Below are 14,188 nucleotides of genomic sequence, written 5' to 3'. Positions count from 1 at the left end.
CTGGGGGCGAAATCACGTCCCGGAAGTCGACAAATCCACAACCCAGCCCCCGAAGTCGACGCCAGGGGGCCCCGGTTCAGGGCGTGCCGCCGCCCGAGCCGCTGCTGCCGGCGGAATCGCCGAGCGCGGTGACCCAGTCGACGATGTCGGAGCCCCAGGTCCACAGCTGGTCCCACCAGCCCTTGCCGGTGCCGACCCACTCCTGGAGCGGGGTGAGCTCCCAGACCAGCCAGCCCGCCACCACGAACAGCAGGATCATCACCAGGCAGCCCTTGAGGCAGCCCAGGCCCGGGATCTTGACCGGGTTGGCGCTGCGCGGGCGCGGCTCGCGCGGCTCCCGGGGCGCGCGCGGCGGCGGAGCCTGCGGGGGCTGCTGCTGCGGCGCCTGCCGCTGGGGCTGCCGCTGGGGCTGGGGCTGCTGCTGGTACGGGGCCTGCTGCGGCTGCTGGTACTGCTGGGGCGGCGGCTGCTGCTGGTAGTACGGCTGCTGCGGGGGCTGCTGGTACTGCGGCTGCTGCTGGTACTGCTGAGGCGGCGGGCCCTGACGGTACTGCGGGGGCTGCTGGGGCCGCTGCTGAGGCGGCGGGGGCGCCTGCCGCTGCGGGCGCCGGCGCAGGGGGTCCTCGCTCGGGTCGAGGTACTGCATCTGCGTCTGCTCGTTGCGGTCGCGCGCGGCCCGCATCTGCGACTGCCACGGGTGCGGCTGGTCCGGCTGCTGCACCGGGGGCATGACCGAGGTCGGGTCCGCGCCGGGACCGCCCGGGCCGCCCGTGGCGGGCAGCACCGAGGTGGCGTCGGCCGCGCCGACCGGCGGGAGCACGCTGGTCATGCCGTTCGGGTCGTACGCGCCCATCGGCGAAGCGGCCGCGGCGCGGCTCGGCAGCACCTGGGTCGGGTCGGCGGCGCCGCCGGCTCCCGGCGTCTCGGGGACCGGCGCCGGCGAGGGGTCGGGCGCGAGCAGCGCGCCGACGCCGAGGGCGGCCTCCACCTCGGAGGGGGCGCTGTGCACGCCGATGCCGGAGGCGACCACGCGCAGCCCGCGGGCCAGGTTCTCGGCGCTGGGGCGCTCGTTCGGCTCCTTGCGCAGGCAGCGCTCGATGACGATCCAGAGCGGCTCGGGCACGTTCGGCGGCCGCTGCGGGTCCTCGCTGAGGTGGCGGTGCAGGACTTCGAGTGCGGTGCCGCCGGCGAACGGCGGGCGTCCGGTGACCAGTTCGTAGAGCAGGATGCCGGCGCCGTAGATGTCGACGGCGGAGGTCTGCGGGCGGCCCTCGGCGGACTCGGGGGCCACGTAGGCGGGGGTGCCGACGAACTCGTGCGTGCGCGTCAGGCCCGGGGAGTCGGCGAGGCGCGCGATGCCGAAGTCGGTGAGCATCGGCTTCATCTGGCCGCCGCGCTCGTCGAGCAGGACATTGGCCGGCTTCAGGTCGCGGTGGACCACGCCGTCGGCGTGGCTGGCGGCGAGCGCGTCCGCGATCTGGGCGGTCAGCAGGCTCGCGGCGACCGGCGTGAAGGGGCCGTTCTGCCGGATGTACTTGTGCAGGTCCGGACCGTCGATCAGGTCCATGACCAGGGCGAGCAGATCACCCTCGACGACGAGGTCGCGGGTGCGCACGATGTTGGGGTGCGTCAGGCGCAGCAGGACCGAGCGCTCACGCAGGAAGCGCATGACGATGTCCGCGTCCTGGGCCAGCTCTTCCTTGAGGACCTTGATGGCCACGGTCTCGCCGGGCTGCCCGGCGACGGCTGCCTCCGCGCCGGCGGTCTCCCTCTGGCGGGCACGCCAGACGGTGCCCGTGGCGCCGCGTCCGAGCGGCTCCTCGAGCAGGTACTTGCTGCCGACTGGCCGCACGTCTCGCGCTCCCTGCTGTCGTCCTGCTGTGGTTCGTTTTCGTGCTTCTTTTTTCCGGCCCACTCTAGGGGGTGTCGTCGGGGAAGACGCGGGGCGCCGGAGGTTGGTTGCCGCACATTTGTACGAAGGGTGAGGTTTGAGGGGTATGCCAGGGGCGATTTTCCCCGGCTGCACTCCACTTTTCGGCCAGGCCCCACGCGCGGGCGTGTACGCGACACGCGCAGAGGTGTGATCATTCAAGATCATTTATTGCCGGGTGCCGGGCGTGTTGTCGGCGACAGGTGCGAGGATGCACCCGTACGGAACGGCCGGGACGGGAGCCCGCGTTCCGGGCAGACCTGACCGGACGACGCGCCGTGCCGGGCGGGGGGTTGATCGGGCAGCCGTGCCCGTCGTACCCCTGCCGGGCGCACGCACCGCGCACCGCGCAGAAGGGACCGCTGACGGCGATGCAGATCCGGCTGACCGTCCTTGGGTCGCGCAGCGGCCACCAGACCGCGCCCGCCGGCTGTGACGTGCTCGTCACCGCGCCCGTGGGCACCGCGCTCGCCGCCGTGGCCTCCGGGCTGGCGGCGACCGTCGGCGGGCCCGACACCGGCGGCACGGTCGTGCTGTACGCCGGTACGGAGCGGCTCGACCTCCAGCGGCGGGTGCTCGGGGAGCCGCCGCTGGTGGACGGTGCGGTGCTGGGGCTGCACGCACCGGTGCCGGGTGTCCTTCCGGACGGGGACGTCCTGCCGGGCGGGACGGACGGCGCGCAGCTGCACGTGGTGGCGGGGCCGGACGCGGGCGGGGTGCACCTGCTGCACCCGGGGGCGATCCGGATCGGGCGCGCGGCCGATGCCGACGTCCCGCTGGACGATCCGGACGTGTCGCGGCTGCACTGCGCGGTGACGGTGATGCCGGACGGGCGGGTGGCCGTGGCCGACCTGGACTCGACGAACGGCACGACCGTGGACGGCGCGGTGGTCGGCGCGCGGCCGGTGTCGCTGGCGCCGGGGGCGCTGCTGCGCATCGGCGAATCGACGCTCCGCCTGGCCGCCGGCACCCCGGCCACGCTCCAGGTGGTCGCGGACCTGGAGGGCCACCTGTCCCTCCCGGCCGGCCCGGCCGGGCCCGACGCCGCACCCGACGCCGCACCCGAGGCCTCCGGCGCGGGGTGGAGCGGCGAAGACGGCTCCGGCCGAGCGCCCGCCGCGCCGTCCGGCGACGCGTGGAGCGGCGCGGAGCACGGCCCCGACGGGCCCGGGTGGACCGGCGGGACCGGCGGGACCGGCAGCGGGCCCGGTGCGGCCGGCCCGCGGGGATCGTTCCCCCACCCCCACCCCGACCATGACGAGCACCGCCCGGGGCTGCGCCCCGACCCGGCTCCGCCGTCCCGCCCCGGCGCCCCCGGCGCCGGGTGGGGCGGCGACCCCGCATCCGCCTCGGGCCCGGCGCCCGGCAGGGCCTCCGGGGTCGGGTCCGGCGCCGGCATGCGCATCGGTGCGCCCGGTACGGGCCGGGCCACGGCCGAGCCCGGCGCCTCCGGCGGAACCTGGGGCGGCGCGGCCGGCCCCGGCGGCGGGCAGCGGTCGCGGAAGCGGGGGCTCGGGGCCTGGGCCCGGAAGTGGGTCCGGGGGGAGGGCCTCGACGAGGCCGGGGTCGTGGACGCAGCCGTCGCGGCCGCCGTGCCCGATGCCGATGATCCGGCCGCCCTGCTGCTCGCCGCGCTGGGGCCCACCCGGCGGCTGTGGTCCCGCGGCCGGGGCCGGCTCGACGTCGGTCTCGGGGCCGGGAGCCGGGTCGCGCTCCAGGAGGCCGGCGCGCTCGGCATCGCCGGGCCCCGCGCCCGGCTGACCGGGGTGGCCCGCTCCGTCGTCGCCCAGCTCGCCGCCCTGCACGGGCCCGGCGAGCTGGAGATCGTGCTCCTCGCCGCCGACCGCACCCGCGGCCTCCCCGAGCGGCGCGCCGACTGGGGCTGGCTCGGCTGGCTGCCGCACGTACGGCCCGCGCACGGCCAGGACTGCCGGCTGCTCCTCGCCTACGACCGCGACCAGGCCGCCGCCCGCACCGCCGAGCTGACCCGCCGCCTCGACGAGAGCCCCCTCGGCCAGGCCCACCAGGGCCCGTACACGCTCCTCGTCGTCGACGGCGACCCCGGCGCCGCCGCACTGCGCGACATCACGGGCCGGCTCGCCCCGCACGGCCCGGCCGCCGGGATCCACCTCCTCGTGCTCGCCGAGACTCCGGCCGCCACCCCGGCCTCCCCGCTCACGGAGACGTACGAGGCCGCCTGCGCGAGCGGCCCCGCGTTCCGGACCTGCGGCGCCGCCGCCCTGCTCAGCGGTGATGTGGCCACCACCGTACGGACGTTCACGGTGTCCGGCGGCAAGCCGTGGCCGCCCGGCACCACCGCCACCGCCGACGCCGTCTCCGCCGCCTGGGCCGAGCGCTTCGCCCGCGCCCTGGCCCCGCTGCGCGCGGAGCCCTCCCCCGCCGGGCCCCGCCCGGCCGTCGCCGCAGCACTCCCGAACACCGCACGTCTCCTGGACGAGTTGGGCCTGGCCCGGGCCACCCCGGCCTCCCTGATGGCCCGTTGGGCCGCCGCCACCGATCAGGGGCAGGGCGTCGGCGGCCGCGCCGAGCTCGTGCTCGGCAGCGGCCGGCGCGGCCCGGTCGGCGCCGAGCTGGTCCAGGACGGCCCGCACCTGCTCATCGAGGGGCCCGCGGGCAGCGGCCGCACGGAGCTGCTGCGCTCGGTGGCCGCCTCCCTCGCCGCGGCAGCCCGGCCCGACCGGCTCGGGCTGGTCCTCCTCGACGGGGCCGGCGGCGAGCGCGGCGACGGGCTCCACCCCTGCACCGAGCTCCCGCACGTCTCCGCACACCTCGTCGCCTCCGACCCCGTCCGCATGCGGGAATTCGCCCAGGCCCTCGGCGCCGAGCTGAAACGCCGGGCCGAGCTCCTGGACGGGGTGCCGTTCGCCGAGTGGCACGCCCGGCGGGAGGTCTCCGACCGCATGGTCACGCCCCGCCAGCCCAGTCCCGGCGAGCTCCTCGGCGACCTCGATCCCCAGCGCACCGGCACGCTCCGGCTGCGCGCCTCCGCCGTGCGCACCGACCCGGCCGGGCCGAGCCCGCTGCCCCGTCTGGTGGTGCTGGTGGACGACTTCGACGCGCTGGTCGCGCCGGGGCTCGGCAGTACGGGCCGCCCCGCCGCCGGATCCGTCGTACGGGCGCTGGACGCGGTGGCCCGCGACGGCGCCCTGCTCGGGGTGCACCTGGTGGCCACCAGCGCCCGCCCCGACCGTACGGCCGACACCGAGCTGGCCCGGACGAACCCGCTCCGGATCGATCTGGACGCCCCCGACCAGCCGGGCCCCGGCCGCGGTCGGCTGCGCTACGCGGACGGGCGCACGGTCCCGTTCCAGGGCGGCCGGGTGACCGGCCGGATCCCGCGGACGGCGACACAGCGGCCGACGGTGGTGCCGGTGGAGTGGGAGCGGATGGGTGATCCCCCGGCCCGCCGGCCCGTGCGCGAGCTGGGCAACGGCCCCACCGACCTGGCTCTGCTGGCGAGCGCCCTGGACCGCGCCTCGCACCTGGTCTCGGCGATACCCGTGCTGTTCCCGCCCGCGCCCTGAGCCGTCCCGGAGCGCCGCGGCGCGGTTCGACGCGGTATTGCGGGGGTACGCGGCTCGGCGTAGACCTTGTGGGACGAGTCACACCACGGGCACACCACGGGCATCGGGGGCAGAGCCATGCGAAGGCACGGAACGAGCCGCACGAAGGACCGTAGCCGTACGGGCAGCCGGAGAAGGAGCCGGGCCGCCGCCTGGACGGCCCTCGCGGCCGCGGGCGCGCTGGCCCTCGGCGGATGCGGGGACGGCGGGGACGAGAAGGCCGATCCGCCGCAGGGCGGGGGGTCCTCCCCGAAGGCCAGGCCGCCGGTCGAATTACCGAAGCTGACCGGCGAGAAGCTGGAGGTCGCGGCGGTCTGGACGGGTCCGGAGCAGGCGAACTTCACGAAGGTCCTCAAGGAGTTCGAGAAGCGGACGGGTGCCACGGTCACCTTCGTCCCGGCCCAGGACCCGATCGTCACCTTCCTCGGCACGAAGATCGCGGGCGGCCAGCCGCCGGACGTGGCGCTGCTCCCGCAGGTCGGTGCGCTGACCGCGGCCGTGCAGAACAAGTGGGTGCAGCCGGTCGGCCCGGAGGCCAAGGCGCAGCTCGACGCTAACTACGCGGACGGCTGGAAGAAGCTGGGCGCGGTCGACGGCACCCAGTACGGCGTGTACTACAAGGCGGCCAACAAGTCGCTGATCTGGTACAACGCGAAGGCTTTCAAGGCGGCGGGCGTACAGCCCCCGAAGACATGGAAGGAACTGGTGGAGGCGGCCGACACCCTCTCCGCCTCCGGCACCCCGGCGGTCTCCGTCGCCGGCGCGGACGGCTGGACCCTCACCGACTGGTTCGAGAACGTCTACCTCTCCCAGGCGGGTCCGCAGAAGTACGACCAGCTGGCCAAACACGAGATCAAGTGGACGGACGACAGCGTCAAGCAGGCCCTGACCACGCTCGGCGAGCTGTTCGGGCGCAAGGACTTCCTGGCGGGCGGGGCGAGCGGGGCGCTGGCCACCGAGTTCCCGAAGTCGGTGACGCAGACCTTCACCGGCGGTGACCGCCCGGCGGCCGCGATGGTCTACGAGGGTGATTTCGTGGCGGTGAACATCGCCCAGACGGAGGCGAAGGTGGGCGAGGACGCCCTCGTCTTCGGCTTCCCTGCGGTCGGCGCCAAGGCGCCCGTCATCTCGGGCGGTGACGTGGCGGTCGCGCTGAAGCCCTCGAAGGGCGCGCAGGCGCTGCTGACCTTCCTGGCCTCCCCGGACGCCGGCGAGATCCAGGCCCGCGAGGGCGGGTTCATCTCCCCGAACAAGTCGGTCGATCCCGGCGCGTACCCGAACCCCATCCAGCGGGACATCGCCAAGTCCCTGATCGCGGCGGGCGACGACTTCCGCTTCGACATGTCGGACCAGGCCCCGGCGGCCTTCGGCGGTACCCCGGGGGCCGGCGAGTGGAAGGCGCTCCAGGACTTCCTGGCGAACCCGTCGGACGTGGCGGGCACCCAGGCCAGACTGGAGGCGGACGCGGCCAAGGCCTACGGGAACTGATCCCGTGGCAGCCAAGGCCACCACGACGGGGCGCTCCGCCGAGACCCGGCGCCGCCGCCTCGTCGCGGCGGCGTTCCTCCTGCCCGCCCTGGTGCTGCTCGGCGCCCTCGTCGTCCATCCGATCGGCTACTCCCTCTACCGCAGCTTCTTCGACCGCTCCGGTGACACCTTCGTGGGCGCTGGCAACTACGGCGAGATCCTGCACGACGACACGATCCGCACGGCCCTGAAGAACACGGCGCTGTGGGTGGTGCTGGCACCGACCACGGCCACCGCCCTCGGCCTGATCTTCGCGGTGCTCACCGAACGCGTGCGCTGGGGCACGGCGTTCAAGCTGCTCGTCTTCATGCCGATGGCCATCTCGATGCTGGCGGCCGGCATCATCTTCCGGCTCGTGTACGACCACGACCCCGACCGGGGCATCGCCAACGCGGTCTGGGTCGGGGTGCACGACACCTTCGCGGAGTCCTCGGCCTTCCCGAAGGCGCGCCCGGGCCGCGACTCCCCGCTGGTCCCGGCGGCCGGGGCCGACGCGGGCGGCTACACGACACGTGATCCCGTACGGGCGGGCGTGCCCGTGCTGCTCCCGCTGGTCGGCGTGGCCCCGGAGGACCTGCCCGAGGGGACCCGTACGGCGAGGGACGCGGTCGCCGAGCCCGGCAAGGTCACCGGAACGGCCTGGCAGGACTTCACCCGGGGCGGGGGCGGCCGTACGAACGCGGTCGACCCGAGCGAGTCGGGGCTGGCCGGGATCCGGGTCGAAGCGGTCAAGGACGGCCGTGTGGTCGACTCGGCGACGGCCCGCGCCGACGGCACCTTCACCCTGTCCGCGAAGGCCGACGGGGCGCGGCTGCGGCTGCCCGCCTCGAACTTCCGCGAGGCGTACGCGGGGGTGGAGTGGCTCGGCCCGGCGCTGGTGACCCCGGCGGTGATCGGGGCGTACGTGTGGATGTGGGCCGGGTTCGCGATGGTGCTGATCGGGGCCGGGCTGGCCGCCGTACAGCGGGAGCTGCTGGAGGCGGCGCGGGTGGACGGGGCGAACGAGTGGCAGGTGTTCCGCCGGATCACCGTGCCGCTGCTGGCGCCCCTACTGGTGGTGGTGCTCGTCACCCTCGTCATCAACGTGATGAAGATCTTCGACCTGGTCTTCGTGATCGCGCCGGGCTCGGTGCAGGACGACGCGAACGTCCTGGCCCTCCAGCTGTACCGGACCTCCTTCGGCACCGACGCCGATCCGGGGCTGGGCAGCGCCATCGCGGTGCTGCTGCTGGTGCTGGTGCTCCCGGTCATGCTCTACAACATCCGCAGGCTGCGGAAGGAGGGGGCCCGATGAGCGCCGCCGCGCAGGCCCGCCAGCAGGCCCGTAACGGTGCCCGCCCCGCCGCGCGCGCCGGTGCCCGGGCCGGGCGGCTCGCCGCCGGGGCCGCGGCCGGGGCCGTCCGCGTGTTCCTGGTCCTGGCCGCGCTGTTCTGGCTGATGCCCACGCTCGGGCTGCTGATCTCCTCCTTCCTCTCGCCCACCGACCTGAACAAGGGCGGCTGGTGGCAGGCGCTGACCGCCCCGACCCGGCTGACGGCCGACAACTACGAGCGGCTGCTGGCCAACGACACCATCACCGGCGCCCTGCTCAGCACGGTGGCCATCGCGGTCCCGGCGACCCTGCTCGTGGTCGCCCTGGGCTCGCTCGCCGGATACGCCTTCGCCTGGCTGGAGTTCCCGGGCCGGGACTGGCTGTTCCTGATCGTGGTCGGGCTGCTCGTCGTCCCCGTACAGGTGGCGCTGATCCCCGTCTCGGAACTCTTCGGCGCCATCGGGCTGTTCGAGACGACGGCCGGGGTTGTCCTGTTCCACACCGCGTTCGGGCTGCCGTTCGCCGTCTTCCTGCTGCGGAACTTCTTCGCGGAGATCCCGCGCGAGCTGCTGGAGGCGGCCCGGCTCGACGGGGCGGGTGAACTGCGGCTGTTCGTCCGGGTGGTGCTGCCGCTGGGCGGGCCGGCGATCGCCTCGCTCGGCATCTTCCAGTTCCTGTGGGTGTGGAACGACATGCTGGTCGCGCTGGTGTTCGCGGACTCGGCGAACCCGCCCATCACGGTCGCCCTCCAGCAGCAGGTACGGCAGTTCGGCAACAACATCGACGTGCTGGCGCCCGGCGCGTTCCTGTCGATGGTCGTCCCGCTGGTCGTCTTCTTCGCCTTCCAGCGGCAGTTCGTCTCGGGGGTGATGGCGGGAGCGGTCAAGTAGCACACGGCCGCCCGGCGCACACCGTTGACGTGCGGTGTTGACACTGAGCAACCCGAATGCCGCACGCTGCGTAACCCGATCGCCACGCCGGGGGTTGCTGGGTGATATGCCCGCGCCGACCCATGGATGTGCCGTGCCCCGGTTCAGCGTCATCGTGCCCGCGTACAAGGTGCAGGCGTACCTCCAGGAGAGTCTGGACTCGGTCCTGTCCCAGTCGTTCACGGATCTGGAACTGATCGCGGTCGACGACGCCTCCCCGGACGCCTGCGGTTCGATCATCGACGGGTACGCGGCCCGTGACCCCCGGGTGACCGCCGTGCACCTGGCGCACAACCTCGGCCTGGGCCCGGCCCGCAACGCGGGTCTGGCCCGGGCGAGCGGCGACTACCTGCTCTTCCTCGACGGCGACGACACGCTCGCCCCGGGCGCCCTCCAGGCCATCACCGACCGGCTCAAGGACACCGGTTCCCCGGACGTCCTCGTCTACGACTACGCGCGCACCTTCTGGACCGGGGAGCTCGTGCGCAACCGCCTCGCGCACCGGCTGTCGGAGGAGGGCCCGGCCAGCTTCCGGCTCGCCGACCGCCCGGCCCTGCTCGGCATGCTGATGGTCGTGTGGAACAAGGCGTACCGCCGCGAGTACGTGGAGCGCGAGGGCCTGGAGTTCCCGCCCGGCTTCTACGAGGACGCCCCCTGGACCTACCCGGCGCTGCTGGCCGCCGAATCCGTCGCCGTACTGGACCGGGTCTGCGTGCACTACCGCCAGCGGCGCACCGGCTCGATCCTGACCACCACCAGCCGCCGCCACCTGGACATCTTCGACCAGTACGACCGGGTCTTCGGCCACCTCGCCGCCCGCCCCGAGCTGGAGCGCTGGCGCGCCGCCGTGCACCGGCGGATGGCCGAGCACTTCTGCGCCCTGTACGCCGACCCGCGCCGCCTCCCGCGCGCCTGCCGGGCCGAGTTCTTCCAGCGGGCCTCCGCGCTGCTGCGCCGATACCGGGTCGCCGGCTCGCCGCCGCCGTCGCTGTCGCTGTCGCTGTCGCGCACCGACCGGATCCGGCACCTGCTGATGCGGCTCGGCGCGCGCCGTGCGTACCGCACGCTGTCGGTGCTGCGCTCGGCCGGGCTGGCGGCCGGGCGCGCGGGGGCGTCGCTGTGGCACGGCCTGCGCGAGAGCGCTCTGCGGCTGCACTACCGCGGCCAGCGGCTGCTGCCGCTGCGCCCGGAGCTGGCGGTCTTCTCCGCGTACTGGCACGGCGGATACGCCTGCAATCCGGCGGCCATCGAGGCCAAGCTGCGCGAGCTCGCGCCCCGGATGCGGACGGCGTGGATCTGCGACCCGCATCACGCGGCGACGCTCCCGGCGGAGACGGCCGTGCTCCGCCCGGGCTCGGTGGCGTACTGGACGGCGCTGGCCAGGGCCACGTACCTCACCACGAACGTCAACTTCGAGCGCGCCCTGGTCAAGCGGCCGGGCCAGGTCCTGCTCCAGACCCAGCACGGCACCCCGCTCAAACGGGTCGGCCTGGACCTGCAGGACCGGCCGGCGGCCACCCCGACCACGGACTTCGCGGGCCTGCTGCGCGGCGCCGACCAGTGGGACTACCTGCTGTCCGCGAACCGCCACTCCACCCTGGTGTGGGAGAAGGCGGTCCCGTCCTCGTACACGACGCTGGAGTACGGCTACCCGCGCAACGACGCCTTCCACCGGGCCACCGCGGACGAGGTGGTGGCGCTGCGCGAGCGCCTCGGCATCCCGCCCGGCTCGACGGCGATCCTGTACGCGCCGACCCACCGCGACTACCGGCGCAGCCGGCCCGAACACCTGGACTTCGAGCGGGTGCTGCGCGATCTGGGCCCGCGCTTCACGATCCTGACGCGTGCGCACCTGACGTACGCGGACGCGGCCGCCGAGCCGCTCCGCCACCCGCGCCTGGTCGACGTGTCCGCGTACCCGTCGGTGGAGGAACTCTGCCTGGCGTCCGACGCGTTGGTGACCGACTACTCGTCACTGATGTTCGACTACGCGGCGCTGGACCGACCGATCGTGATCCACGCGGAGGACTGGGAGGCCTACGAGGCCGCCCGCGGCACGTACTTCGACCTGCGGGCCTGCCCGCCCGGGGCGATCGCCCGCACGCAGGACGAGCTGGTCGACATCTTCACGACGGGCCATTGGAAGGGCTCGCGCTCGGCGCAGCTGCGCGCGGCGTTCCGCTCGCGCTTCTGCTCGTACGACGACGGCCACGCGGCGGAGCGCGTGGTCCGCCGGGTCTTCCTGAACCAGCCGACGGCGATCCCCCCGATCACCCCGCTGGAAGACCGCCACCCGACCCCCGCGGCCCCGCCCCCGGTCCGGGAACCCACCCTGACCGCGAGCTTGCGGCCGTAGCGGCGCGGCGACCTGGTCAGGCGGACGTGGCGGTCAGCCCCGCCACCACCGACCTGGCCAGGTCGTCGAGGTACGCACCCGGGACGGCGTCCCGTACGACCACCTGCCGCCAGTAGAGCGGCCCGATCGCCAGGTCCAGCGCCCGCCCCGGGTCCGTCCCCTCGGCCAGCTCCCCCCGCGCCACCGCCTCCGAGACGATCCCCTCCGCCATGCGCCGCTCCCCCTCCAGCAGCGCGCCGCGCACCGCGTCCGCGATCTCCGGATTGCGCGCCGCCTCGACCAGCAGGTCCGGGATCACCGCCGAGGCCACCGGGTGCCGCAGCACATGTGACATCACCTCCAGCAGGGCCCGTACGTCCCCGTACAGCGAGCCCGTCGCCGGTACCGGCAGGCCGTCCACGGCGAAGGCCCCCACCAGGTCCAGGACCAGGTGCAGCTTCGACTTCCAGCGCCGGTACACGGCCGTCTTGCCGACCCCCGCCCGCCGCGCGATCCCCTCGATCGACATCCGCGAGAACCCGACCGCGGCCAGTTCCTCCAGCACCGCGGCCCGGATCGCCTCCGTCACGTCCTCGCGCAGGACGGCGGCCCCGGCGGGGGCACGGCGGGTGGCGGCGGGAGCGGCGGAGTCAGAGGTCATGCCCCGAGCATAGCCGCGCACGCCGTCACCCACTCGTCACGACGATACGGTTGCGTTCCGTCGCGTCGGCCCCTAGTCTCGCCGTAGCGACGATACGGACCCGTCCCATCGCCAGCCGACGCCCTGACCCCGTCGAAAGCGACCCTTGTGACCACCGTGACCCCCGTGCCCGCAGACACGCATCCGGCCACGCTCGCCGATCTGGCGGCAGCACACGGCCTGACCGTCAGCGGCGCCCGCCCCTCGCTCCCGAGCTACGTGCGCCAGCTCTGGGGCCGCCGCCACTTCGTGACCGCGTACGCCACCGCACGGATGCACGCCACGTACAGCACGGCCAGGCTGGGCCAGGTCTGGCACCTGGTGACCCCGCTGCTCAACGCGGCCGTCTACTACTTCATCTTCGGCATGATCATGAACGCCAGCCGCGGCGTGACGGACTACATCCCGTTCCTGATCACCGGCGTCTTCGTCTGGGACTTCATCGGCAGCTCCATCAACGCCTCCACCCGCGCCATCCACAGCAATCTCGGCCTGGTCCGCGCCCTGCACTTCCCGCGCGCCAGCCTGCCCCTGTCCACGGTCGTCCAGCTGTTCCAGCAGCTGCTCGTCACCATGGGCGCGCTCGTCCTGCTGCTGTTCGCCTGCGGCCAGACCCCGACCGTGAAGTGGCTGCTGGCCGCGCCCGCGCTGGCCCTGATGGCCGTCTTCTGCGCCGGCGTCGCCATGGTCATGGCCCGCATCGGCAGCAAGAGCCCGGACATCAGCCAGCTGATGCCGTTCATCCTGCGCACCTGGATGTACTCGTCCGGGGTCATGTGGTCCATCGACTCGATGCTCGCGAAGGACCACCTCGCGTACTGGGTCACCGTCGTGCTCAAGACCAACCCGGCGGCCGTCTACATCGACCTCATGCGCTACGCGCTGATCGACAGCTTCAACGCGCACGCGCTCCCGCACCACGTGTGGGCGATCGCCGTCGGCTGGGCCCTGCTCGCGGGCGCCGGCGGATTCATCTACTTCTGGAAGGCTGAGGAGGAGTACGGCCGTGGCTGACACCAAGAACGCACCCGCAGGCACCCCCGCATCCGCGACCGCACCGGCCGCACCGGCCGCGGCGGCCGTCGACCCGCGCGACACCCGAGTCCCCACCGTCATCGCCGACGGGGTCCACGTCGTCTACAAGGTGAACGGCGCAGGCGGCCGCAAGGGCGGCGCCACCGCCGCCCTCAGCCGGGTCTTCTCCCGCAAGCCCGCCCCCGGCATGCGCGAGGTGCACGCCGTCAAGGGCGTCACCTTCGTCGCGTACAAGGGCGAGGCCATCGGCCTGATCGGCTCCAACGGCTCCGGCAAGTCCACCCTGCTCGCCGCGATCGCCGGCCTCCAGCCCGTGGCCCGCGGCCGGATCTACTCGCACGGCCAGCCCTCGCTCCTCGGCGTGAACGCGGCCCTGATGAACGACCTCACCGGCGAGCGCAACGTGGTCCTCGGCGGCCTCGCGATGGGCATGTCCAAGGAACAGATCCGCGAGCGCTACCAGGGCATCGTCGACTTCTCCGGCATCAACCAGAAGGGCGACTTCATCTCCCTGCCCATGCGCACGTACTCCTCCGGCATGGGGGCCCGGCTGCGCTTCTCCATCGCCGCCGCCAAGGACCACGACGTACTCATGATCGACGAGGCCCTGGCCACCGGCGACGCCGACTTCCAGCGCCGCAGCCAGGCCCGCATCGAGGAGCTGCGCGAGCAGGCCGGCACCGTCTTCCTCGTCAGCCACAGCATCGGCACGGTCCGCGAGACCTGCGACCGGGCGATCTGGCTGGAGTCCGGCGTGCTGCGCATGGACGGCCCGGCCTCCGAGGTCTGCGACGCGTACGAGAGGTTCACCTCGGGCCGCTGACCAGCGGGACGTA

General features: G+C 74.1%; 9 protein-coding genes. 7 read left to right on the top strand and 2 right to left on the bottom strand.

Features of this window, described 5'->3' with window-relative positions; translation table 11 throughout:
- Nucleotides 1-76 precede the first annotated feature (76 nt).
- The gene (locus tag ACFXGI_RS27985; protein WP_384712212.1) at nt 77-1,852 is read right to left on the bottom strand and encodes a serine/threonine-protein kinase; all 1,776 of its coding nucleotides are present in this window, start codon (nt 1,850-1,852) and stop codon (nt 77-79) included.
- A 449-nt stretch (nt 1,853-2,301) separates the two neighbouring features.
- Between ACFXGI_RS27985 and ACFXGI_RS27980 the strand changes: the two genes are divergently transcribed.
- The 5 genes from ACFXGI_RS27980 to ACFXGI_RS27960 all read left to right on the top strand — a co-directional run bounded on the left by ACFXGI_RS27980 (nt 2,302) and on the right by ACFXGI_RS27960 (nt 11,638).
- Nucleotides 2,302-5,475: an FtsK/SpoIIIE domain-containing protein gene (locus ACFXGI_RS27980; protein ID WP_384712209.1), complete on the top strand. Its 3,174-nt coding sequence runs from the start codon at nt 2,302-2,304 to the stop codon at nt 5,473-5,475.
- A gap of 117 nt (nt 5,476-5,592) precedes the next feature.
- The gene (locus ACFXGI_RS27975; protein ID WP_384712206.1) at nt 5,593-7,002 is read left to right on the top strand and encodes an ABC transporter substrate-binding protein; all 1,410 of its coding nucleotides are present in this window, start codon (nt 5,593-5,595) and stop codon (nt 7,000-7,002) included.
- A gap of 4 nt (nt 7,003-7,006) precedes the next feature.
- The gene (locus tag ACFXGI_RS27970; protein ID WP_384712203.1) at nt 7,007-8,335 is read left to right on the top strand and encodes a carbohydrate ABC transporter permease; all 1,329 of its coding nucleotides are present in this window, start codon (nt 7,007-7,009) and stop codon (nt 8,333-8,335) included.
- Nucleotides 8,332-9,243, top strand: a complete 912-nt coding sequence (locus ACFXGI_RS27965; RefSeq protein WP_384712201.1) for a carbohydrate ABC transporter permease — start codon at nt 8,332-8,334, stop codon at nt 9,241-9,243. The genes ACFXGI_RS27970 and ACFXGI_RS27965 overlap by 4 nt, the downstream gene beginning before the upstream one ends.
- A 133-nt stretch (nt 9,244-9,376) precedes the next feature.
- Nucleotides 9,377-11,638: a CDP-glycerol glycerophosphotransferase family protein gene (locus ACFXGI_RS27960; RefSeq protein ID WP_384712198.1), complete on the top strand. Its 2,262-nt coding sequence runs from the start codon at nt 9,377-9,379 to the stop codon at nt 11,636-11,638.
- A 16-nt stretch (nt 11,639-11,654) separates the two neighbouring features.
- Here the strand turns inward: ACFXGI_RS27960 and ACFXGI_RS27955 are convergent, their stop codons facing one another.
- Nucleotides 11,655-12,278, bottom strand: a complete 624-nt coding sequence (locus ACFXGI_RS27955; RefSeq protein WP_384712195.1) for a TetR/AcrR family transcriptional regulator — start codon at nt 12,276-12,278, stop codon at nt 11,655-11,657.
- A gap of 156 nt (nt 12,279-12,434) precedes the next feature.
- On the opposite strand from ACFXGI_RS27955, the gene ACFXGI_RS27950 reads away from it, so the two are divergent.
- Entirely contained in the window at nt 12,435-13,331 is an 897-nt protein-coding gene (locus ACFXGI_RS27950) for an ABC transporter permease (protein WP_384712192.1), read from the top strand.
- A gap of 100 nt (nt 13,332-13,431) precedes the next feature.
- The gene (locus ACFXGI_RS27945; RefSeq protein WP_384712311.1) at nt 13,432-14,175 is read left to right on the top strand and encodes an ABC transporter ATP-binding protein; all 744 of its coding nucleotides are present in this window, start codon (nt 13,432-13,434) and stop codon (nt 14,173-14,175) included.
- Nucleotides 14,176-14,188 lie beyond the last annotated feature (13 nt).

This window comes from Streptomyces sp. NPDC059355 (assembly GCF_042752335.1).
Taxonomy (GTDB): domain Bacteria; phylum Actinomycetota; class Actinomycetes; order Streptomycetales; family Streptomycetaceae; genus Streptomyces.
This window is presented reverse-complemented; position numbering and strand designations above follow the sequence as displayed.

Coding starts and splice junctions, on each gene's coding strand:
- ACFXGI_RS27980 (WP_384712209.1), top strand. CDS start 2,302: ATGCAGATCCGGCTGACCGTCCTTGGGTCGCGCAGCGGCCACCAGACC.
- ACFXGI_RS27975 (WP_384712206.1), top strand. CDS start 5,593: ATGCGAAGGCACGGAACGAGCCGCACGAAGGACCGTAGCCGTACGGGC.
- ACFXGI_RS27965 (WP_384712201.1), top strand. CDS start 8,332: ATGAGCGCCGCCGCGCAGGCCCGCCAGCAGGCCCGTAACGGTGCCCGC.
- ACFXGI_RS27955 (WP_384712195.1), bottom strand. CDS start 12,278: ATGACCTCTGACTCCGCCGCTCCCGCCGCCACCCGCCGTGCCCCCGCC.